This is a genomic window from Kriegella aquimaris, from assembly GCF_900103215.1.
In the GTDB taxonomy this organism is placed as follows: domain Bacteria; phylum Bacteroidota; class Bacteroidia; order Flavobacteriales; family Flavobacteriaceae; genus Kriegella; species Kriegella aquimaris.
This window is the reverse complement of record NZ_FNGV01000004.1, coordinates 248,891-274,571: the sequence shown is the minus strand read 5'-3', so window position 1 is coordinate 274,571 and position 25,681 is coordinate 248,891. Positions and strand designations below refer to the sequence as shown.

The window sequence follows — 25,681 nt, the reverse complement described above, 5'->3', positions numbered from 1 at the left end:
AACTCAATTAAATTAACCAAATAAAAACTGTAAGAAAATGAAAAAACGGAAAACTAGAATTTATTCCTTTGGGCTTACCTCAAAGGAACTTTTTAAGGTATGCTTCATTGCATTCCTTTTACCCACATTTATTCCACAGGTCTATGCGGGGGTTATTGCCGTATCTTTAGCACCTGATTTTGAGATTGTTCAACAACAAATCACAGGTACTGTTTTAGACAATTCAGGGGTGCCATTGGCAGGGGTGAATGTGTTGATTGAAGGAACCACAACGGGTACGCAAACTGATTTTGATGGAAAATATACCATTGCCGCGAGTACTGGTGATGAATTGGTTTTTTCCTATATAGGAATGAAAACACAATCTTTAAAAGTTGGCCAGACGAACAGTATTAATGTAACCATGCAAGAAGATGCTGCAAGTCTAGATGAGGTGGTCGTAATCGGTTATGGTACGCAAAAGAAAAGTGACCTTACCGGGGCTGTTGGATCTGTTTCGGCAGACGAACTTCAAGAGCGCCCTGCTGCATCACTTACCCAATCGCTATCGGGTAAGATGCCTGGGGTGAGCGTTTCTATCAATTCGGGTCGACCGGGAGGAAAATCAAATATTAGAATTCGGGGAAATTCATCCGTCAGTCTATCGAACGATCCTTTATATGTAGTAGATGGGGTCATATTGGTTTCTACTGGTTTGGCGAACAATAGCTCTCCTATTGATTATATTAACCCTAACGACATTGCTTCTATCGAGGTGCTCAAAGATGCCTCGGCAACCGCTATTTATGGTTCAAGGGGAGCGAACGGGGTTATTTTGGTATCAACGAAAAGAGGCAGTCAAGCAGGCGGAAAAATCAGTTATGATAGCTATTATAGTTTGGGAAATCTTTCCAAAAAAGTCGGGGTCCTGAACTCTGAACAATTTTTGATGATAGAAGAGGTAGCCTACCAGAACGCAGAAAAATATGATGCCATCGGGTTTGCCAATGGCAAGTATACCGATCCGGCCACTAAGAGAAATGATCCGAGGTTGTTCGATGCAAATGGCGACCCTATTTATAATACGGATTGGCAAGATGAAGTTACGCGTGCGGCTTTCACACAGAACCATCAATTGTCATTTACAGGGGGTAACGAGAATGGTAGTTACGGAGCTTTTCTAGGCTATATGAACGAAGAGGGTATTATGAAAGACTCTTGGTTAAAGCGCTATTCCGGACGATTTGTTTTCGATTCCAACATCAGGGATTGGTTAAAGGTCGGAGGTAGCCTGAGCTACAACAATCAAAAAGAAAGAGTAATTCATGGTTCTTGGGTCGGAAGGAATATGATTGAGAATATCCCTATAATACCAGTCAAATATCCTGATGGTAGTTGGGCGAGTAATGCCGACTATCCGGGTATGGAAGGAGGCCCGAACCCTGTTAGGGTAGGAGAGGAATACAAGAGATATTTACGAACCAATACCATACTCGGTAACATTTTTGCCAATGTAACCTTAGCTAAGGGGCTCGATTTTAGAACTTCTATAGGTGTTAATAACGTCGAACAAAAAACCGATGAATATGCCGGTCGTGAACTTAGCTTTATTGGTACGAACACCAATGGTTATGCCACAAGGGCATCGAACGAGTACACTTCATGGCAATTTGAAAATTACTTGACCTATACTAAGGATATAGCGAAAATTCATTCGATAACTGGGTTGTTGGGACTTTCATGGCAACATATAGACAATACAGGTTTCAGTGCCGGTTCAGAAAATTTTTCCGATGATTTTTTCGGCTTCGATAACCTCGGTGCAGGCTCAGTGGTCAGAACCCCGAGCTCGAATGCCTTTGCCTACGGCTTGAATTCGTATTTCGGGAGAATCAATTACGGATTAATGAATAAATACCTTTTGACGGTTACAGGGCGTGTCGATGGATCGTCAAAATTTGGTGATACGAACAGGTATGCGTTCTTCCCGTCCGCGGCCTTGGCCTGGAAAGTTTCCGAAGAAGATTTCTTAAAAGAATCTTCCACTATTTCCAATCTCAAAGTGCGCGCAAGTTATGGGGTTACGGGTAACTCAGAAATACCCGCATATGGTGCTTTATCGGGTCTCGGAAACTATGCTTACGTGGTAAATGATGTTATCGTAAACGGTATAGGCATAGATCGATTGGCCAATCCTAACCTAAAATGGGAGAAAACGAAGCAAGTAGATGCAGGCATTGAAGTTGGGCTTTTCAATGGAAGAATCTCTTTAGAGGCTGATATTTATCGCAAGCTAACCGACGATATGCTCTTGAATTCACCGGTACCCACCAGTAGCGGCTATGCCTCTGTATTCCGTAACATCGGAAGTATGGAGAATAAGGGATTTGAGTTTTCCTTGAATACCAAAAATATATTGAATACCGATTTTTCTTGGGAAACCGATTTCAACATTGCCATGAACAAGAATGAGGTAGTGGCCCTTTCGGGAGGAAGTGATATTTTTTCGAGCAGAACCATAATCCGCGAAGGAGAACCAGTCGGTTCATTTTTCGGATTGGTCAATTTGGGCACGTGGGGCTCTGACGAAGCCGATGAAGCAGCAACATATTTCAGGTTGCCTGGAGATGTTAAAATAGAAGACCGGAACAACGACGGGGTAATCAATCAAGCCGATAGAACGATTATTGGTAAAGGTATACCCGATGGATATGGAAGCTTGATAAACACTTTCCGCTATAAGAATTTCGAATTGTTAATCGATTTGCAGTTTCAATATGGTAATGATGTCATGTACATTACCACGCGTCCGCAAGAAAACCGTCAGGGTATAGCGAACAGCTTGTCCACCGTTTTGAATGGCTGGACACCAGAAAATCAAGATACACCCATCGCACAGTGGAGGCCCGTATCGGCAGGTTATGATAATTTAGATACCTCCCACATGATTCAAGACGGTTCTTTTATTAGGGGTAGGAATCTTTTACTGGGCTATAATTTCTCGTCTGACATAGCCGATAAATTAAGGTTGAGCAGGTTGAAGATTTACACTTCCGCCCAAAACTTCTTTATAAGCACAAAGTACCAAGGCTACGATCCCGAGGTTCAAACCAGCGATACGACCTTTGGCCAAGGAGAAGTAAACTTTGACCAATATCCAAAACCCAGAGTATTTATGATCGGGTTGAATGCTACGTTTTAATTCAAAAATGACAAACATGAAAAATACTATAAAAACTAGAATCCAAGTATTGTTAATGGGATCTTTGCTCTTCATAGGAATAGGATGCTCCGATTTTCTAGAGGAAACAGATCCTTCAAATATAACTGCAGACAGCTATTTCAAGACTGCTGAACATGCCGAAACTGCAATTTATTCGATTTATTCGAACCTAAGATCAGTGCGCGGGGGTTCCTATGGTGGTAGCCCTTGGTTGATGTTGGAATTTGCTACCGGACTTGCCGAGAGTGATCTTGGGCAGGCCGATAATAGTAATATCATTCGAAATTTGACCAATACTTCGGATAATGCTTATGGCAAAACTTATTGGGACAGTAGTTATCAGGGTATCGCCAACGCGAATTTGGCCATTGCGAATATACCGGATATTGCTATGGACGAAGGTCAAAAAAACAAGTTGTTGGGGGAGGCCAAGTTTTTAAGGGCTTATTATTACTATAACCTTGTTAGAATCTTTGGAATGGTCCCATTGATTTCGGACCCTATAGATTTAAGTTCAGAAAACCTGTATGCCACCCAAGAAACAGCTGAGAATATTTACACGTTGATTGTCGAAGATTTAACCAGTGCCGAATCATCTGGCCTTCCTTTTAATGATACCTCGGGAAGAGTAACCTTGGGCGCAGTAAAGTCTTTATTGTCAAGTGTGTACCTTACCATGGCCGGGAATCCTTTGCAAAAAGGTGCGGAATATTATCAAAAAGCGGCAGACAAGGCCAAAGAAGTTATCGATTCAGGAGAGTATAGTCTATTTCCAGAGTATGCCGACCTGCACGATCCCGCAAAAAACAACATTGGGGAAAATGTTTTTATGGTTCAGTACGAGGCCTTTGTAGATCCGTCTGATTGGCAGCCATTGATTATTCCCTATAACATGAATATTTCGGCCTATTCTGCGCAGACAGGGGCTATTTATGCCAATCAAGAATTCGTTAATTCATATGATGAAGGTGATAAAAGAGCTGAGGAAAAGGAATTTTATTATACTACCTATACTTCAAAGTTCGATAGGGAAGAAACCATCGTTTTAGGGGGGCATTTTCTATACAAGCACTTCGATATAATGGCCAATCTTGAAACTGCCAGCAGTGATTTGAATTGGGATTTGATTCGATATGCAGAAGTACTGCTAATCTATGCAGAAGCTGCGAATGAAGTGTCTGGACCGACTACAGAGACGTATGCCGCTGTAAATGGAATCAGGAACAGAGCGGAACTTCCTGAATTATCAGGGTTAAGTAAAGAGCAATTTCGGGAAGCCGTTTGGAAGGAAAAATGGCACGAACTCAGTTATGAAAATGTCACCTGGTTCGATATGGTGCGACTCAGGAAGGCATTCAATGTTGCCACCGGCAATTTTGACGAATTCGTGGGCCATGAATTTGTATATGGACCAACGTTAACCGAGCGTGAACTGTTATTTCCTATTCCCACCGATGAGCTACGCAACAATGAAAACCTAGTTCAAAATACAGGATATTGAAATGACCTTTGGTTGTCAAGAAGATAATTCATATCAGATACTTGATTGTCATTAGAAAGAATAATAGATTACATTAAAATAAAATAGTTAAATATGATGCATACATTATTTAGAAGCAAAAAGAAGCTTGTAAGTGCGAATACCAGAAGTTATAGGGTGAAGTTCCTTTCAGTTTTGATGATTGTTTCCTTTGTCTCGTCAATAATTGTACGAGCGCAAAGTCCGACCAAGAAAAAACCGAATGTTGTTGTGGTGATTACCGATGACCAAGGTATGGGCGATCTGGGGTGTTATGGAAACCCTTACATAAAAACTCCGAACATCGATAAATTCTATAAAGATGCAGTACGGTTGACGAATTATCATGTGTCGACGACCTGTGCGCCAAGTAGGGGTGCCATAATGACTGGGAGACATACCAACCGCTTAAATGTATTCCATACCATTGCCGGGCGCTCCCTACTTTTTGAAGATGAAGTTATTCTGCCTCAAATTTTTGCGCAAAACGGGTATACCAACGGGATGTTCGGTAAGTGGCACTTAGGGGATAATTATCCGTACCGCCCTGAAGATAGAGGTTTTCATGAAGTCGTGCGTCATGGGGGAGGTGGCATTACGCAAGGGCCAGATTATTGGGGTAATGACTACTTCGATGACACCTATTGGCATAATGGGGTAACGGAAAGATACGAAGGGTACTGTACGGATGTCTTCTTTTCCGAGGCGTTGGATTTTATCGAAACGAATAAGGACAATCCTTTTTTCTGTTATATCGCCACCAATGCTCCGCATGGTCCTTTAAACGTGCCAGAAGAGTATTTGAATATGTACAAAGGGGTAAAGGGCTTGGAGGAAAAGTTCCAACGGTTTTATGGAATGATAACCAATATCGACGATAATTTTAAACTCTTGGAAGATAAGTTAGCGAAATTGGATATTGCCGACAATACCATTCTGATCTTTACAACGGACAATGGAACAGCCGGCGGAAACAAAGTTTTTGATGCCGGTCTCAGAGGTTCGAAAGGTAGTGAGTACGAAGGCGGTCATCGCGTACCGTTTTTAATTCGCTGGCCCGACGGGCAACTCACCGGTGGTAAGGATATCGATAAATTGGTTGCGCATTATGATTTGCTACCCACTTTTGTAGATCTTCTCGGATTTGATTTTAATCCGGTTAAGCCACTCGACGGCAAAAGTCTAAAACCCTTACTTTATGATAAAGGTGACAAATGGCCGAACAGAACATTATATATGGATACGCAGCGCTTACAGAATTTGGTGAAATACAGAAAGTATTCCGTGATGGACGACAATTGGCGTCTCGTGAACGGAACGGAACTCTATGATATGAACCAAGACCGTAGTCAGACCACAAATGTTTTTGACCAGCATCCGGAAGTAGTCGAAAAATTGGCCCTGGGCTATGAGAAATGGTGGCAATCGATAACAGATGAAGGCGTTAATGAACGCTACGCTTATATTAAGGTCGGTACGCCCCAAGAAAACCCTAGTCGTATTTCGGCCCACGATATGTTGACCGGTAAATTTACGCATATGTGGCACCAATATGGGGCAGCTAGTGCGGTTCAAGCTACTGGAAGTTGGAAAATTCAATTTGTAGAAGATGGGGAATACAAGATAAGTTTATGCCGATTTCCTCGCGAAAGTGGCCTTGGTATAAACGAAACCTTCCCTGAACAAGAAAAAAGAGTGGAATTAGACCGCTTCATGCCGGCCAGTATAAAATCTGATTTTGAAAGTGCTTATATCTTTGTTGCCGATTTGGAAAAATCCGCAAAAATTGAAAAAGGACAAAAGGAAGTGTCGTTCACTGCTAATATTTCAGCGGGAAAATATAACATGGAAGCTCAGTTGATAGACAAAGATAATAGGGTGCATCCTGCTTATTATGTATATATAGAAAAGCTATAAATGTCTTTGTTAAGGTTAAAAACATTTCAATAAATACCCTTTGAGTCAAAAGACAGCCGTGAAGATGTTTGGCTCAAGGGGTAAATTATTTTAAGTAAATACTCAATTAGCTCCATTTGTTCTTCTCTTTTTCTTCTACTTTTGATGAATTATCTATTATAAATCACTCAAAAAATCTGATGCGGCAAAAAAAGTATCGATTTAGGCGTTTTATTGGGTAGTTTTGAAAAAAAGGAGTTCTTAATTTTGTGCTATTAAAATAGAAGTTATGTCAGACAAAATAACAATAACGGATGTTGTAATCAAAGACGTTCGTTTTCCTACCAGTAAATCTCTTGATGGCTCCGATGCCATGAACCCTGATCCCGATTATTCTGCAGCCTATGTAATTCTCAAGACTGATGATGACAATGGGTTGGAGGGTCACGGCCTTACTTTTACCATTGGTAGGGGCAACGAGTTATGCGCTGCTGCCATTAATTCATTGGCACCTTTGGTCGTAGGTAAGACCTTGGAAAGTTTTACGGCCAACATGGGTGATTTTTGGAAAATGATAACAGGCGATAGCCAGTTGCGATGGTTGGGCCCAGAAAAAGGCGTTATTCATCTAGCTACTGGAGCAGTTGTCAATGCGGTATGGGACTTATACGCAAAAGCAGAAGGCAAACCACTATGGCGTTTGTTGGCCGACATGACTCCTGAAGAGCTGGTGCGTTGTGTTGATTTTACCTATATCACAGATGCCATTACTCCGGCGGAAGCCTTGAAAATGTTGAAAGAAAAAGAGAGCTCAAAACAAGAGCGTATAGCTAAATTGAAGCAAGACGGTTATCCCGCTTATACGACTTCAGCTGGTTGGCTGGGCTATTCCGATGATAAAATGCGAAGGCTTTGCCGAGAGGCCAAAGAAGCTGGATTTGATCATATGAAAATTAAGGTAGGTTCAGATTTGCAAGATGATATGCGTCGAGCCGCTATTATTCGAGAAGAAATAGGTCCTGATTTGCGATTGATGATGGATGCCAATCAGAAATGGGATGTTGATGAGGCTATCGCGAACATGGCCGAACTCAAGAAATTTGATCCCTATTGGATTGAGGAGCCTACTAGTCCTGATGATGTTCTGGGCCATGCCAAAATAGCAAGGGCGGTTGCCCCAATTAAAGTAGCGACTGGCGAGCATTGTCAGAATCGAGTTGTATTCAAGCAGTTGATGCAGGCAGATGCCATTGGTATTTGTCAAATTGATAGCTGTAGGGTAGGGGGCGTCAATGAGATATTGGCTATTCTGCTGATGGCGGCGAAATTTAAGATTCCGGTTTGTCCACATGCAGGTGGTGTGGGACTTTGTGAATATGTACAGCACCTATCCATGATCGATTATATTGCCATTAGTGGTTCGTTGGAGAATCGAATTATTGAGTATGTAGATCATTTACACGAACATTTTTTTGATTCTGTAGTAATAAAAAATGGTGCTTATATGCCTCCGAGTATGGCAGGTTATAGCATTACCATGAAACCTGAATCCATAGAAGAATACAGTTTTCCGAACGGAAGTTTTTGGAAAGAAGAATTGGCGTTAAATAAATAAACAGCAAATGAAATTTAACCTAAAGAATAAATCGGCCGTAGTCACTGGTGGTGGAAGTGGTATTGGGCAAGCTATTTGTATAGCGCTGGCTGAGCAAGGTGCTACAGTTCATATTCTAGAACTGAAGGCCAGTAATGCTAAGGAGACTGTTGAGACCATTATGACCAATGGAGGAAAGGCACAGGCTTATGATTGTAATGTGGCGAATGAAGATGAGGTAAAAAAGGCAGTTGAATCTATTTCAGCCAGTAAATCCATAGATATTTTAGTCAATAATGCCGGAATTGCCCATATTGGCAATTTAGAACAGACCGAAGTCGCAGATTTAGATCGATTGTACGAAGTAAATGTTAAAGGAGTGTACAATTGTATGCGTGCCTGTATCGCTTCAATGAAAGAAAAAGGTGGGGTTATAATCAATATGGCCTCCATCGCCTCATCGGTCGGAATAAATGACCGATTTGCCTATTCAATGACCAAGGGAGCAGTATTGACAATGACATATTCCGTAGCCAAAGACTATTTGGATTATGGAATACGTTGCAACAGTATTTCGCCAGGTAGGGTGCATACTCCTTTCGTTGATGGATTTATCAGTGAAAATTACCCGGGACAAGAAAAAGAGATGTTGGAAAAACTGTCGAAAACCCAGCCTATTGGGCGTATGGGTAGACCTGAAGAAATAGCCAACCTTGCCCTTTACCTCGCCTCTGACGAGGCATCATTTGTTACGGGAACCGATTTTCCTATAGATGGCGGATTTATTAAACTAAACGGATAAAATAATTACGATGAAATTAATACGATTTGGAAGTGTAGGAGAAGAAAAACCAGGTGTACAACTTGAAAATGGTACACGGTTGGATGTTACTGAATTTATAACAGATTACAACGAAGAATTTTTTGGAACCGACGGGATTGAGAGATTAAGTGAATGGCTAGAAAAAAACGAAAGAAATTGTCCGATAGTTTCTGATGACGAGCGTTTAGGTTCGCCTTTGGCACGTCCTTCGAAAATTGTCTGCGTTGGCCTAAATTATGCCCAACATGCGGCAGAAAGCGGTATGGCTGTTCCTAAGGAACCTGTCCTGTTTTTTAAGGCGACCTCGGCAATTGTCGGCCCGAATGATGATTTGATTATCCCTAAGGGAAGTGAAAAAACAGACTGGGAAGTAGAACTTGCCATAGTTATCGGTAAAAAAGCTTCCTATGTTTCTGAAGCCGATGCTTATGATCATATTGCAGGTTATGTTTTGCACAACGATTATAGCGAGCGTGCCTTTCAAATTGAAAGAGAAGGTCAATGGTGTAAGGGTAAGGGTTGCGATACTTTCGCTCCCATCGGTCCGTTTATTGCCACTACTGACGAAATTAAGAACCCGAATGCTTTGGACCTCTGGTTGAAACTAAACGGAGAAACCGTACAACAAAGCAGTACATCCGATTTCATTTTTAACGTACAAGAAGTTGTAAGTTACATTAGTCAATTTATGACCCTTTTGCCTGGTGATATTATTTCTACCGGAACCCCTTTTGGAGTAGGGTTGGGATTCAATCCTCCAAAATATTTGAAAGCAGGTGATGTGGTGGAGTTGGGTATCGAAGGATTGGGATCTTCGCGACAAGAGGCTAAAGCATATAAAGCCTAGAGAAATACATTTTAAAGCACAGGAAAAAGGTAGTCATTGTGCTTAAAGTGCATGAAGCGCAATAAAAATGAAGTATTATGAACTTAAATATCAACGACAAATACCCATCTGTTACCGATTTGCGTCAGAAAGCACAAAAAAAAATTCCCAAATTCGCTTTTGAGTATTTAGATGGTGGTTGTAACGAAGATGTAAATCTACATAAGAATACGGCCGAGATACGTGATGTTGAGCTCTTGCCTTATTATTTGAGCAAACATACCGGGTCAAACATGCAAACGGAATTGTTCGGGCATACCTATGATGCACCTTTTGGTATTGCACCGGTAGGCCTACAAGGGTTGATGTGGCCCAACGCCCCCGAAATATTGGCGAAGGCAGCATTTGAGCATAACGTTCCTTTTATACTTAGTACGGTGACTACCAGTAGTATCGAGCGAATTTCTGAAATTACTGAAGGGCAGGCCTGGTTTCAATTGTATCACCCGACGGAGAACAGTTTACGTGACGATGTTATTAAAAGGGCGGCATCGGCAGAATGTCCTGTGTTGGTTATTCTTTGCGATGTCCCCACTTTCGGATTTAGACCTAGGGATATCCGGAACGGTTTGGCCATGCCTCCAAAGATGTCGGTCAAGAATATAATGCAGATTTTAGGAAAACCGGAATGGGCTCTAAAAACCCTTATTCACGGACAACCGAGCTTTGAGACCCTAAAACCGTATATGCCAAAAAATTTAGATTTGCGGCAATTGGGGAAATTCATGGACGATACTTTTTCAGGTCGTTTGAACGAGGAAAAGATTAAGCCCATACGGGATATGTGGAAAGGCAAATTAGTACTCAAAGGCGTTGCGAACGAGGCTGATGCAGAAAAGGCGGTTCGACTTGGTTTAGACGGGATAATTGTCTCAAACCACGGGGGACGCCAATTGGATGCAGGGGAATCAACTATAAAACCCTTAAGCCGAATAGCAAAAGCATACGGCGATAAATTGACCGTAATGATGGATAGTGGCCTGCGCTCTGGTCCTGATGTAGCGAGAACTTTGGCCAGCGGTGCAGAATTCACTTTTATGGGCAGGTCGTTTATGTATGGCGTTGCCGCTTTGGGTGAAAAAGGAGGGAACCACACAATTTCCTTGATAAAAAGAGAACTACAACAGGTTATGGAACAGATTTGTTGTGAGGAAGTAAAAGATTTCCCCAACCATCTGATAAAAGACATTTAACCTATTGAAAAAGGCCCTAGTTCGTAAGGCCTTTTTCAACAGATTATGGTGTGTTACTTTAGTTTAAGTTTTATCTGTAGAGCGTAAAGTGCCCGATAAATTCACGGGTATCGCTTTCTCCATTTAGTTTTATGGCATACCAGTAATCTCCCGTAGGCAGGGTATTTTCTTGATAAAATCCATCCCATCCATTCGGACTGTCAATCAATCTAAAAACCTGACGACCATAGCGATCAAATACATTGATCCAAATATCTGGAAACTGAGTTATATTTCTTGGTATCCATAAGTCATTTTTTCCATCACCATCAGGGGTAAAGAAGTTTGGGATATCGATATCAATAAATTCGATAAAGATTGTTCCTACGGCCTCACAGCCATTTTCATCTACGACCCTAACCGTGTAAGTATCCGTTCTTTTAATATAAAAAGTATTGGAGTCGCCGTTATCTTGATCATCAAAATAGAACGTATACCGTTCTTTTCCGCCTGTGGCAACAGCCGTAATCTCATTTAGGCTGTGCTGCTGAAGAAGCAGTTCCAAAGGTTCGAATCCTTCAACTTCAAAAGCGACTGTATTAAGACATCCATTGGCATGGGCGATAGTGATAAAATGACTTCCTGCCGCCAAATGCGTAAAATTAGACTCTAACACAAAATCATTTGGATCCGAAGAGTCTAAAGCAAACATTACCTCTGAAGCGACCGTTTGATCTTCTAAAATTAGATTGACGCTATTATTGGGCGTGTCACCCGTACATTCATAAATGACTTCTGCTATGGCGTTAAGGTTAGCACCACCTTCGACCGTAATGGTTTCATTGATGGTACATCCATTGGCATCCCTTACAAATAAAATATACGTACCGCCCGACAAATTTTCAATGTTGAATCTACCTTCAATAAAATCAGCATCTTGGTTGGCGTTTATTGCCGTACTGTATGGAGCTGTGCCACCGGTAATACTTATGGTTATGGAGCCATCTTGATCTCCGGCACAGATTTCAGGTGTCGTGCTGGTCTCCATTTCCAATAAAGCAGGTTCGTTTACCGTAAATTCAATTAGTTCAAAACAACCATTGGTATCTTGTACAATTACGCTGTAGTCGCCTTGGGAAAGGTCTTCAAAACTATTTTTGTCATCAAATTGATTCAAATTTGGTGAAATAGCATATTGATATATTCCGGTACCACCGGTTACATCGAGAAGAATACTTCCGTTCTCTTCACCGTGACATTGAATAGCTGTAATCGTCGTGACAATCGACAGCGGTTCTGGCTGGTTAATGTTAACTAACTCCGAAGTCACCTGACAATCTTCACTCAGCACACTTACGTAATAATTGCCTTGTGGTAAATTATCAAAAATTCCAGAGGCTTGATACGGGCGTATCTCAATGCTCAATCCAGTATCTGCGTAAAGTCCGTAGCGATAGTTGCCGAGACCTCCGTCAGCTTTGGCATTGATTAAGGCCGAACTTTCCCCATTACAATTTATAAAAGCTGCTGTTGTATCTAGAGTGACCTTTAAATCGTCAATGGCTTCGATTTGTACCGTATTCGATAGAATAGAAGTACAATTAAAACTATCTCTCACATAATACTCATAGGTGCCGGCATTCACATTTTGAAATACATGGGTTCCCGCACCATTTGCATTGTTCATTGGGTTAGGGGTAGAGCCATCGACACTCCAGGTATATGGTCCTGTGCCCCCTTGGGCCGTCAATTGTAATATAGCACCATTTTGGCAACTCATTGCCTGAAGGGAAATCAGTTGTGAATTTACCTCTATTGGATCTACAATTTCCGTCGTTGGAGACATAAAAGTACAACCCATGTCATCCAAGACTTCGATTCTATAGAATCCGGCGGCCAAATTGTCGAAAGTATTGGTGACTTGGCTTGCGGAAATTTCCAGCAAGTTGGTAGCTGCCGTGTCGTTGTATCGGTTTAACCGGTAACGGTAGTTGCTGCTCACATTTCTTGGATTCAAAGCAATAGATATTGAAGCATCGGTATCTCCCTGACAAACCAAATCTGTTGCTGTCGCGGTTCCGGAAATAGGGTCGGGCGTCAAAAGTTCAAAAGCATTGACGAACGTTTGGGTGCAGCCCAAAGCATCAGTAACGGCGACCGTGTACATGCCTGCAGTTAAACTTTGGAACAAATTCGCATTTACCTGTGTAGCATTGAGTGCTGTACTCGTAGTTGTATTGGTCAGTACGATGTCATACGGTGCCAATCCGCCCACGGGTTTTATGGCCGCGCTTCCTTGATCGTTACTACAACCGACGTCGGTAAGATCTATGGTGTCTAAAGTAATCGCTGCCGAAGGGGTACTTATACTAAACGACCTTACTTGGGTACAATCGGGAAAGGCAGCTTGAACGACTTCGGCCAAATAATTGCCAGCAGGAATGTCAATGGCAGGTGTTGGTCCTAGGTTCGTAGAAGTGCCCGATAGTATTGCGGCACCATCATCAGAGCGATCAGCCGGCGTTCCATTAGTATTGAAAATACGCCATGTAAAACCTCCGGAATACGTAGCATCGGATATGGTGAGGGTGATACTGCCATCATCACCAAAGCATACGGCATCCGAGAGTTTGTTGACGGACACATCGAAGGTATTCGGTTCGATTACGGAATGCGTAAGGGTCACTTCACAACCGGTGCTTTTGTTTTTTACGACGAAAGTGTAATTACCCGGCTGCAAACCTGGAAATTCATTTGATGGTTGGAAACTACCTGAGGGCAACCTCTTAAATTCATAATTCGTCGGATTTGTACTGTAATCGGTTATGGTGCTTGCAATATCTATAGAGATATCCTCTCCGAGATTGCTACACGAGATAGGGTCGTCAATAGTTAAGGTCGGTGTACCCAATGCGTCATAAGGTAGCACGGTCACCATTCTTTCACCCAGACAACCTTTGTTATCAAAAACACGAACAATAACATCGCCACCGCTAGTATCGGTATATGAAAAACTATTTTGAGTGCCATTTTGTAAGACGGAGGCGCTACCATTGTTTATGAACTCATAACGGATGTAATTTCCCGAACCTCCTGCAATACTGCTAATGTCAATGGTAATGTCGGCATTGTTCATAGTGTTGCCGCTGCTGCAACCAAAAGGCGTTACGGTCGGCAGGTCAAAGGCGATCTGATCAGATTCATCCACCTCTATATTGCTCAATACTGTGGTACATCCGTTAGGGCCTAAGGCTGTTACCTGATAAGTTCCCATAGGAAGATTTTCATAGGTGTTGGTCGCAGCATTGAAATTGCCATTGTTGGGGCTTAGGCTAAAAGACACTGGATTGTTGCCAGTGTTTACTTGTGTAAGCGCTATTTCGCCATCACTACCTCCAAAACAGGTAACATCGGTCGCTTTGGCCGTGACATCAGGTGCAACCGCAGCGGCTACCTCAACACTAAAGTTCCGGCTACACTCCGGTGCCGTAGTGCTTGCATCATATATTGTAATGTTATAGGTGTCGGCCGTCGTTACCAAAACAGTTAAAGGATTGGAAATCATTGCTTCCCTTGCGACTACCGTGCCTGATGTATTAGTTATTTGGTATTCATAATTCGTTGAGCCAGAAGATACTTCCAAGGTCAGCTCAGCTTCTTGGCCTGCCCCACAACCCAAATTTTTTGTAAGTGAAGCCGTAGCCTGTAAACTAGGTTGTACGGCTATCACCTGGGAATCGGTACAGCCGTTGCCGTCTTTTACAAAAATCGTATAAGGTCCGGGTGCTACATTGTTGAAAACACCGCCATTATTTATATAGGTAGTGCCGCCATCCAACGAGTAGACCATAGTGGGGGAAATCGGCGTTGCAGAGATATTTACTGTGGCCGTTGAACTGCAATTGTCGATGACCACTCCTGAAATCACAGGATTAGCAGTTAAGCTCATATCAATGTCTATTATGGGTGATACACAACCGTACTGATCACTGATTTCTACAAAATATTTTCCCGAAGGAGAATTCGCAGGGATTTCCAATGGGTTGTCCGAGGTAGCTGTAATGGCAGTAAATGGTGCTGGTCCGGTAACGGAAAAGGTATAAGTACCACCGCCTCCGGTCAAATTGTCAACTGAAATAAGCCCAGGATTCTCACAACTAATATCTTGCGAAGAGTTCAGGCTGGCCGTAATCGGCGCCAATCCTTCTAGGAGCAAGTTTTCACTGGCACTGAAACATTGTGGTGTTCCTCCAGTATTAACCTGTCGTACCACAATATAGTATTCATTCGGCGCCAAATTATCAATTTTAATTGAGCTTGCATAGTCGATATCGCCTCCACTTGAAGTTATCGCGTTTCCGTCAATATCAAATAAGGTCCAGTTCATTTTCGGCTCCGTAGAACCGTCGGTATCTGTAATGCTATAGGTAATCTCACCATTGTTGGCGCCACTGCAGGAAGGTTCGTAAGTAGCGGTTATTTCCATTGGATTGGTAACAATGTCATTCACGTTTACGCTACTTTGTCTAACACAACCTGGGGCGGGAGAGGAAGAATCGCGAACATAAAAAGAATATGTTCTACCTGGAATTAAACCTGGAAATGTATGTGCAACACCCGATGCAAAAGGACCCACCCAACCATTAGCGGGTGTAATTGGGTCAAAATTTGAAGGATCTTCGGTGTAGGTATATAAGTATGGACCAGTTCCATTTTGACCTCGTACATTTACTTGTAGTTCATTACAATTAACAATTATGGGAAGAATGGTAATATCAAGATCATCTAACGGATATGGTATGATGAATGGAGACAAATCTGTTTGGCAAATGGTATTGTTTGAACCGTCTACCGTTCTCATAGACGGATAAACGGTATCACCTGATAAATACCCTTTTAATTCATCTGAAGTACCAGGAACACTATTGTCGCCAATCCATGTAGTGCCTCCATCGGCACTGAATTCTATAGTTCCTAAAGTAGTGGGGTAAGCACTGAAAGCAAATCCGAAGTCATTGATGTCTCCGGTACAATTGGCAGGTGTTATGCCTGTAATTGTTGCGGTCAACGGGTCGGGCTCGGCGATAGTAATTCCTGTAATAGGATTGGAACATCCGCTTGCATCGGTTATAATTATGTTATAATCACCTGGAGTCAGGTTGTAGTAAGTTCGTGTCGTACCAATGACACCCGTTTGTATTGCATCCGAGGTGCCGTTGTCAATATCAACTATTTCATAGGTGTAGGGAGAAAGTCCAGAGGTAATAGTTACTTCAATACTGCCTTGGCCACCAAAACAAATTGCATCGGTAGGTACAGCTGTAAAAGCGAGTACAGGGGCACTTTTTATAGTAACAGTCTCCAAATATTGGCAATAGGGTGTAGCTGTACTATTATCCCGCACATACACATCATAATCGCCTATAGTCGCATTGGTAACGGTAAAGCTATTTGAAGCGCCAAAATCACTGTCTTGAATTGCACTTCCCGTTGGTAAAAAGGCGTAGACATAGCCGCCAACACCGCCTGTGGCGGATGCTGTAATACTGCCATCTGCACAAGCGCTGACATCAACGACATCAATTTGAGCCGATAATGTTGGGGATATAGAAATCGATTTTATTGGTGAAATACAACCATATGCATCTGTCACCTCAATATCGTAGGACCCATTTGAAAGTCCGCTAAACATATAGGAAGTTGCGGTTGATGGGGTAGGGGTCATCCATGCACCTCCATCAATTCTAAAGCTATAGCCTCCATTTCCAGCATTTACGGAAGCAGTTAGGGTAGCGTTATTCTGTCCGTCATAACAGGCCGTGGCATTCAAATCAAAATCAATATCCGTTGGTGGTGCTATGGTCACGGCAACTGTAGAAACTACTTCACAATTATTTTGGTCACGAACCCGAACCACATAATTGCCGTCGGGTACATTGGCAAAATGATTGTTGGTTTGATAGGCGGCAATTACTATTCCGCCCATATCTTCCAATTGATAGGAGTAACCAGGGTTGCCACCTGTGGCCGAGGCTTCTAAGGTTCCACCGGTATTGAAACAAGTGTACTCTGCAATTTGATTCAATTCTGGGACTATTGGAGTAGGGTCGGTTAGAGTCGCTGTAAAGTCCGAAATACATGAAATATCCACAACCTTGCGAACGTCGACTGTATAAGACCCGTCGGTTAGGGTAGCACTCGTGGTCACCGGAGAGACTGTTGAGGTCGTCCAATTGAGACCGCCATCCGTAGAATATTCAAATCCTGTTGCCGTATCAAAATTAGCCACTTCAAAACGAATTGCGCCATCGGAACCGCCGTTGCAACTTGGGTCTATGGTCCCTAGTAAAGCGGCCTCAAAATCTTGGCCCGTTTCTACTACGACGGTTATATCTATGGTTTTTTCACAGACTTCGGGTTGCTGAAAGGCCTGTATATCATCGATAATCAAGTCATTTCCAAAATCACTATTTAAATTACTGCGTAAAACAATGTCTACTGTCGTATGGGTTCCTGGATTTAAAACTACCTGCCGGTTGTGCCAATCATCCGCATCTGCATTTTTTGGTATTTCAGGCGTAGGTATGCTGTAAAGTACCGTGCCAGATGTATCTAGCAACTCTACTAAAATTTCTGGATTGTTTCCGTTGGCCGTAGTTTCCATCAGGTTATAGGCCCATAAAGAAAGCGTAATATCTTGATTGGGCAGAACTTCTATATCTCTGCGTGCCCAAAGAATTCCATTATCCCCCGCTAGGGTACTCACGTCAATTGCCAGAAAGCGGCCATCGGGTAAACCGGTGTGGTCATTGGGGCTTCTCCATGCCGTAACAGGATTGGTGACAAAATTGGTTACCGTGTATTCTCCATTTACCAAGATACCTGCCGGACCAAGATTACAATCTGTTGTACTGCCATCTTGGGGTTCATAACAGTATCCTGGACCAATTTCCCCGATTTGGGTAGTGGGTCCCGATCCAAAATCCTCAAAGAATAATGTACTTTGATTTGGCGCAATACTACTGGAATAACCTATTGTTACAGTTTGCGTTCCTGTTGGTACGGAAGCAAAAGAATTACTATCAGCAGGCGTGTTCAAAGTACCGTTCAAGCTATAGGTATAACTAAAATCCGTTGTGTTGGAAGGTGTTATGGTAACAGTTCCCAATCCAGCGCAATCATAGGCCACAGATTCTGTAAACGAAGGGTCGGTAACCGCACTGGGAACGGTAAGGTCCATGTCATAGGTACAGCCCAAGGCATCTTGTAGAACCAATGAATAAGTGCCTGGTAACAATCTGACAGCATCAGTTGTGCTGAAGGAACTTCCTCCATCAAAGCTAAATTCGTACGGTGCTTGTCCGCCATTAGGGTTCAGTATTTTTACCAATGCTCCGCTAGGATTACAAGAGGCATCTTCAACTATTGAAGGAGAGGCTGTTAAGCGGAAAGGTTGGTCAATTATATGAGCAATGGTTTCAGTACAGGTATTGCTACCACTTCCGCTAGAATCTCTAACTGTAATTTCATATTGGCCTGCGGCTAGATTTAAGAAATTAGTTGAGTTTTGATAGGTGGTTCCACCATCTAGGCTATACTGGTAAGGTGCTGTGCCCCCGGTTACCGATACGGTCAAAGTAGAGGTTTCGGAGTCTGCGCAAGTAATCTGTGAATGTGATGCACTCACCGAAAGGCTTCCGAGGTCTTCTATTCGAACTGAATTGGAAATTTTATGACAACCATTGCCGTCCTTTACAATAAATGTGTAATCGCCATCTTCGTTTGGAAAATAGCTACTTGGATTACCTCTATGGCCAAATAAGAAATTGGGACCCGTCTGAATTGCCGATGCAGGAATATCGGAAGGGTCACTATATAAAGGCGTACCATTTTTGCTCCAAATGGCCATTTCATAATTAGGGTCGGGCAAACCGCCACCAGGGGTTAGCGTGATAATGCCCGAGGTACAAGTAATATTGGCAGTTAGTGAAGCACTAAGCGTTAGTTCGGCAATACGGTCAACCGTAATCTTTTGGGAATCTTGACAGCCATCATCGGTATCGGTAATGACTATGTAGTTACCGGGATTCACTCCTGAAAAAGTATGCGTATTCTCGCTCGTTGTAGGTAGGTTGCTCACCAAACTTCCTTGACCACTGTTACCGCCATCATCTAAACGAAGTTCATAGCTATAGTTGGGCAGAACGTTTAATGCCTGTACTTCAATTGTTCCGAGTTGGTTACAATCAGCCGGTGTAGTACTGAGGTTTACTTGGAAATCACGTTCTAAGATACCGATGTCTTCCGTTTCAAATAGGCAACCACCAGTTATTGGCGTATTATCCAAAGGATTTAATTGAGTTACCTGAATCTTGTAAGTGCCACTATTCGAAATATCAAAATTTGGCCCATTGTTGGCCGAGAAAGGAACAATAATATTATTGTTGATAGCATCTACTAACTGAAAACCATACCCAGAACCCACATTGGTTATTCTGATATTACCAGGTGTACTACATAGTACATCCGAAGAGGTAAATGTCGGATCAAGATTATTTTTAAATACATTAAAATAGAAGCGACTTGAACAACCGTTTTGGTATGCAATAACTACACGGTACTCACCACTGTCTGTAACTGTAAAATTGTCTTGATCGGCCACTGTACTCCAGGTACAGGCGCTACTTTTATTGGCACAGTCATCTCCGTTCGCAGAACAACTAGCTTCATCAAGTTTTTGCCATGTGATGCTTTGTGCATCGGTTATGCCCAATTGAATGGTAGCCTCATCATTGGCGCCACATAGGAAAATTTTGGGGAGTATGTCGCGGTCGTTTGTACACTCGACGATTTCGCCCTGTAAATCATTATTAGGGTTGTTGTCTGTATTTACCTGATTGAAGAAGTCTTCAATAGGATTGGTCTGGGTTGTGCCAAAACGCTCCACAGTAATACGTTCCACCATATCGGGGCAGCTTCCGTTAGCAGATTTTTCTACGATGTATTGCCCCGTAACGGTAACTACCAAAGTACTTGGGTTGTTGTCAGGGTCTCCATCGTTCAAAACGGTATCACTGTTGTCTACTTGGCCATTTCCGTTCGTATCGGATACCCAGTTATAGGTAGTGAATCCTTCACCTGCAGCGAGAACGACGCTATCACCGCACAACAATACTTTTCTGGTCTGGTTGCAATTAGATAGATCGTTGAAAATAGAGTTGCCAGCGACTTCCGGAGCGCTGGCACAAGCCGATATTGGGCTATTGCCATTTTCATCGGTAAAGGTAGACGTATTTATAGTGCCCTGATAGGTCGAGTAGGCCCTGTTCTCCAATTGGGAGGAGCACGCAGCTATGAAATCAGAACAATTGGCAGCAATTGTTACCGTAATTCTGATACTGTACTCTGGGTCACCCACCTGCACCAAATTATTGGGTATCGAAAAGTCCAAAGTATTTGTTGCAATATCATGATTGTAAGTGGTGTTTGAGGCATTCGATATATCCACATTGTCCAATGTGACATTATTGGGCAATATATTCTTGATGGTGTAGTTTTGCGCATTATCGTCTCCCGTATTCTGAAAACGCAATACGTATTGTATGGTTTGTCCTAGACTTACATCTTGCCCGTTGATATCAACGCCACCCAAATTTTCGGTGGTATTGCCCAATAATATCTCTGGAGCGAATACTTGGGTATAAGAGGCTGCCGTTACCATACCTGTGTGGGGATCGACCACTGGAACACCGGTTCCATATTCGCCACCATCATCGCCATCGGCGTCGTCATCTTTATAGTATTCATTGGCGTCAGTACATCCGTCACCATCGCTATCTAAGTCTAATTGATCGGGAAAACCGTCACTATCGGTATCACAGCCGGCTGTCAACAAGACAGCTCTCATATTGGTGGGTCCGGTAATGATTTGGTTTATGGAAATGTTATTGTTGCCGGATGGACTCCAAGTAATCGAATTTGCAGGATTGCTAAGAATCATGGGTTCCAACGAACCGTTAGAGGTGCGGGCCCCAAAAAGCTCGAATTGTCCGAGTTCGTCTATCACCGCTCTTAGTAATGGACTCCCATGCGAACCGCTCAATGAATAAATTTGTGGGTTTCCATCTTCACCATATCCATATCCATCTAAGAAAGTGGCAAAATTTCCTGCCGCATTCTGAAACTGGATTTCTCCCGCCACATCGACACCATTTACCTGTAGGTTAAAAGAGTTATCCAAACTAAAAATATCCAACACTAAATAGTTGTCTATGCTGGTCAAGGTGCTGTTATAGGTGTTTCCTCCTGAAATATTGAATGCTAAATTGTTACATTCCTCCTCATCTAAAATACCATCATTGTCATCGTCTAAATCTGTTATGTCGATTACACCGTCATTATCAAAATCATTATGAACCGTTATTCGAGCAGATGGACTGTCTTCCGTAATGTTGTTATCGACTTGATCTTGACTATTGGTGGCTGTATTGGTCAAGCTGAGTAGGGGGAGGGTGCTTATCTCATCAGCTCTGACTTCCAATTCCAACACTGCTGTCTCACCACCATTTAGGGTGCCGATGTTCCAAATATTACCATTCCAATTGCCGGTAATGGTAAATGCCGATTCTAAAGTGAGCCCTGTGGGAATATTATCGGTAATCTGGAGATTTGTCAAAGGGCCAACACCCAAGTTTCTTACCCTGATGGTAAATGTAGCCGTCTCACCTTCAGTGATTTCTGGTTTATCGACCGTTTTGTTGACTACAACGTCGGGATCGCAGTAATAAGCGGAAATAGATTGAGAATCATAAGTACAAGGACCTTTTGTGCCTCTTACAAAATAGTCGCCGGCAGTTGCTGGGGTGTAGTTAGGTGAATTTGCTCCGGGAATAAGTATTCCATCACCAAACCATTGGTAGGCATCAAAATTACCAGTAGCTTCGAAGATTGAAGATCCCACGAAACAACCGCTACCACCTCTAATTTCTAAGTTAACCTCAGGAACCGTATCGAAACCGGAGAAATAGCCGGCAACCCCTCTAGCTCCATTATAACCAAAGAAACCTACGGCTATGGGCCCAGTAGATTGCACACTCACATTACCGTTGAGGTTGGGGATAAAGAAAGTCTTCCAATCGGTTGACCCTGCCACTGGAACGGCAGGTGGCAATGCGACAGTGCCGTTGCCGTCAGTGACTACGATATTCGCATCGGGGGTATTGGTTGCAGCAGTTATAGTTACACCGCCACTGACCAGTGTGCCAGCCATATTTCTGATGTCGGGAATATTATCCATCACATCTGGCAATAAGCAGTTTACCGGAGCTACAAAGTTAAGTCCTTGGGTATATACCTGGCTTGCACCGGCCATACATTGATAGGCGTAGACATCTTTTGATGTCTGTATGAACATATTCGCCCCAACAGTGTTCGAGGAATAAAAACTACTCGGAACTTCAAAATAATCACCATTGTTTATGGTTGCTATCGGTGTAGCCGAACCATTTACAAAAATTTGCGTATTGTCTGCGATGGCAATCAGTAAAGGAAATTCCGTAGAGCCATTGGTTGAACCGTTACCTCTTACAAATACATATTCTTTTCCTAATCGGTTTTCAGGCACTGGTTGATCGATACCTGCATCGCGGTTGCTATTGTTTTCTTGTCGCCCAAAGTTCATAGAACCGTTGCTTATGACAATATCTTTATCGGATACTATGGATGCACCAATCCAACCATCGCGATGTGCGGCAGTCGGGGAATTGCCAACATAGGTTTCAAAAACAAAAGATTCGTTGGCATCAAGCGTAACTTGGTAGGTGTTGGCCGTTATTCCCGCCACATTATTCCCCACCCTGAACTCACAATTCGGGTCATAACCAAACAGGTTTACCGTTGTATTGTCTTCGGTCGCCATGATACCCAACGTATTTGATTTAGATGAGTGTGAACCTAAATTTGGAACTCCGCCCCATTTAAAACGGGTACCCATGGCAACCCTACCTTTTGAGGTTAGTGATGCTGCTTGTGAGGCAGAATAACCGCGGTAGTTGACATAAAAACGATTTCCACTTGGTGATTCAAATCGTAGCCCGCTATTGTTCAGCACTATACCAGTGTTTGAATTGTTTACGAGCGTAATATTATTGTCGCCATTAACTAGATTATACACCGCAGGGCTCACGTTGGAAATGGAAAATGAAGCTATGGGCGTATTGTTGGTTCCGCGATAGGCATTTACGGTAAAAGTTGTAGGTTCTGGGGTAGAAAGATAAATCGCCTGTTGCTGAATGGCTTGATTATTCTGACCTTGCTTTAATGGCGGTAGGTAATGGAGATTACTCAGCTGTGCTTGTACAGAAAAATTAAATCCAATGGCTAGGAGAAAAAAAAGTAATTTTTGGTTCATTTAGTTGGCTTTTAAAAAGAAAATTTTTTTAACCCAACTATAAAAAAAGCTTAAGAGAAAGGGGTGTGCAATAATTTGTTGTCAAACCGCGAGAACTGTGGGTAATATTGATAATTATGTATTTTTGAAAAAATTAACTTTAGGTTTATCGCTGCAAGAAAGCCCTTTGACAAATTATATATTTTAACCAAGCATTGGTTATGGCTTAAAAAAAAAATTTGCATTGGAAAAAACGAAATTGTAGATAATTCTTAAGTCTAGCGTAGAAACAAAAAGGCTTCCTTTTTCTCGGAAGCCTTGTCTTTTTAATGTGGAAACTACTGAATTTGAAATAGTGCCCGCTTGCTTTTAAGGGGCTTTAAATTTTTTTCACGGACTAGTAGGATCTCTTTATTTTAGATTACTTGGCATCGGCTAAACAATTATTTTGGGTAGCTGTCTTCTCTGCTCAGTGTTCGGTTATAGGTTGATTTTTTTCAGTTCTTCTATCGCATGATTTGCGGCCCTTGCCGTTAATGCCATATAGGTTAAAGAGGGATTTTGATTGCCTGAAGAAGTCATACAAGCGCCATCTGTAACATATACGTTAGGCACTTCATGTAGTTGATTGTATTTATTCAATACAGAGGTCTTTGGGTTATGGCCCATACGCGCTGTTCCCATTTCATGAATTCCGCCACCCATAAATGATTCTCTATTATTTGCCTTTACGTCTTTGAACCCTGAATTACTCAGCATTTCCTGAGCTTGCGCAATCCAATCTTTTTTCATTCGCTTTTCATTATCCTTAAATTCGGCATCAAAAACAATGGTTGGCAAACCAAACTTATCTAGCTTATCATAATTAAGAAACATTCGGTTTTCGTGATAGGGTAATACTTCCCCAAAACCGCCAAGATTAATTCGCCAATCTCCGGGCTCAAGCATGGCTTCTTTAAATTCTTTTCCATAGGCATATTCAGGAATGATCGTACTATAATCATTACGACCCGCGCCGCCTTGATACCCATATCCTCTGATGAAATCTACTTTTTCAGAGGTATTATTTATGTTTCTGAATCTCGGGATATAAAATCCATTGGGTCTTCTTCCTTTATAATATTTATCCTTAAATCCATCAATTTTTCCACTAGCACCTCCACCCAATTGGTGATCCATAATATTGTGCCCTAATTCACCACTGGCATTGCCCATTCCGTCAGGAAAAGTTTCCGATTTTGATTGCATTAGAATTGAAGTGGAAGCCATAGACGATGCGCATAAGAAAACAATTTTCGACTTATATTCTATCACTTCTTTGGTGTTGGCATCAATAATTCGAACGCCAGTGGCTCTCTTTTTATCCTTATCGTATCGCACTTCGTATACAATCGAATCTGGCCGAATGGTCATGTTTCCAGTGGCTTCTGCCATTGGCAATGTTGAAGAATTTGAACTAAAATATGCGCCGTATGGACAGCCTCGTTTGCATCTGTTCCTATTCTGACAAGTGCCTCTTCCCGCTCCTGGTTTTGTGCCTTCGGTAATGTGCGCCACCCTTCCGATAGTTAAGATACGATCGTCATAATTTTTTGAAATGCCTTGTTTCAAGTGTTCTTCAACACAGTTCAATTCCATCGGCTTTAGAAACACACTATCAGGCAATTGAGGTAAGCCCAATGCTTCGCCACTAACACCAATATGTTTTTCAACGTGGGCATACCATGGTTCAATATCTTTATATCGTATCGGCCAATCTACACCAATACCGTCTTTCGCGTTCGCCTCGAAATCCATATCAGACCAACGATATGTTTGTTTCCCCCAGATTAAAGAACGACCACCTACCTGCGTACCCCTGATCCAATCAAAGCGTTTTACTTCGTCGTAATCGTATTCTTCATCCTTATTAAAGAAGTGACGCGTTGTTTCATCAAAACCCCAACGGGATTGCTTGGGATACTTCGCCTTTATGTCGGCAGGAGTCTTTCCTGCATTTGGTAAATCCCAAGGGTCAAGATTCATTGTGGGATAGTCTATCACGTGTTTAACCATTCTTCCACGTTCTAAAACAAGCGTTTTAAGACCTTTTTCACAAAGCTCTTTTGCGGCCCAACCACCACTTATTCCTGTGCCTACAACAATGGCGTCAAAAGCATTTGTATTTGGTTCTACTGACATTTTATCGATTTAAGTGGCTT

Annotated in this window: 9 protein-coding genes; 7 read left to right on the top strand and 2 right to left on the bottom strand. The window is 42.4% G+C overall.

The features are described 5' to 3' along the window. The first annotated feature begins 37 nt into the window (after nucleotides 1-37). The 7 genes from BLS33_RS11245 to BLS33_RS11215 all read left to right on the top strand — a co-directional run bounded on the left by BLS33_RS11245 (nucleotide 38) and on the right by BLS33_RS11215 (nucleotide 11,113). Nucleotides 38-3,181 (top strand): SusC/RagA family TonB-linked outer membrane protein, encoded by a 3,144-nt coding sequence (locus BLS33_RS11245; protein ID WP_089888669.1) that lies wholly within the window; start codon nucleotides 38-40, stop codon nucleotides 3,179-3,181. Nucleotides 3,182-3,197: 16 nt separating this feature from the next. Further along, nucleotides 3,198-4,703, top strand: coding sequence for a RagB/SusD family nutrient uptake outer membrane protein (locus BLS33_RS11240; RefSeq protein ID WP_089888924.1), 1,506 nt, complete (start codon nucleotides 3,198-3,200; stop codon nucleotides 4,701-4,703). Nucleotides 4,704-4,796: 93 nt separating this feature from the next. Continuing rightward, the gene (locus BLS33_RS11235) at nucleotides 4,797-6,638 is read left to right on the top strand and encodes an arylsulfatase (protein WP_218129552.1); all 1,842 of its coding nucleotides are present in this window, start codon (nucleotides 4,797-4,799) and stop codon (nucleotides 6,636-6,638) included. Between the two features lie 268 nt (nucleotides 6,639-6,906). Beyond that, the gene (locus BLS33_RS11230) at nucleotides 6,907-8,232 is read left to right on the top strand and encodes an L-fuconate dehydratase (RefSeq protein ID WP_089888667.1); all 1,326 of its coding nucleotides are present in this window, start codon (nucleotides 6,907-6,909) and stop codon (nucleotides 8,230-8,232) included. A gap of 7 nt (nucleotides 8,233-8,239) precedes the next feature. Beyond that, complete coding sequence (locus BLS33_RS11225; protein ID WP_089888664.1) at nucleotides 8,240-9,013, top strand: SDR family NAD(P)-dependent oxidoreductase; 774 nt, start codon at nucleotides 8,240-8,242, stop codon at nucleotides 9,011-9,013. A 10-nt stretch (nucleotides 9,014-9,023) separates the two neighbouring features. After that, nucleotides 9,024-9,881, top strand: coding sequence for a fumarylacetoacetate hydrolase family protein (locus tag BLS33_RS11220; RefSeq protein ID WP_089888662.1), 858 nt, complete (start codon nucleotides 9,024-9,026; stop codon nucleotides 9,879-9,881). 77 nt (nucleotides 9,882-9,958) lie between these two features. Then, nucleotides 9,959-11,113 carry an alpha-hydroxy acid oxidase gene (locus BLS33_RS11215; protein WP_089888660.1) on the top strand — a complete coding sequence of 385 codons (1,155 nt, stop codon included), beginning with the start codon at nucleotides 9,959-9,961 and terminating at the stop codon, nucleotides 11,111-11,113. A gap of 70 nt (nucleotides 11,114-11,183) precedes the next feature. On the opposite strand, the gene BLS33_RS11210 is transcribed toward BLS33_RS11215, so the two are convergent. Then, nucleotides 11,184-23,501 (bottom strand): T9SS type B sorting domain-containing protein, encoded by a 12,318-nt coding sequence (locus BLS33_RS11210; protein ID WP_245731406.1) that lies wholly within the window; start codon nucleotides 23,499-23,501, stop codon nucleotides 11,184-11,186. A 459-nt stretch (nucleotides 23,502-23,960) separates the two neighbouring features. After that, the gene (locus BLS33_RS11200) at nucleotides 23,961-25,661 is read right to left on the bottom strand and encodes a GMC oxidoreductase (RefSeq protein WP_089888657.1); all 1,701 of its coding nucleotides are present in this window, start codon (nucleotides 25,659-25,661) and stop codon (nucleotides 23,961-23,963) included. Between the last annotated feature and the right edge of the window lie 20 nt (nucleotides 25,662-25,681).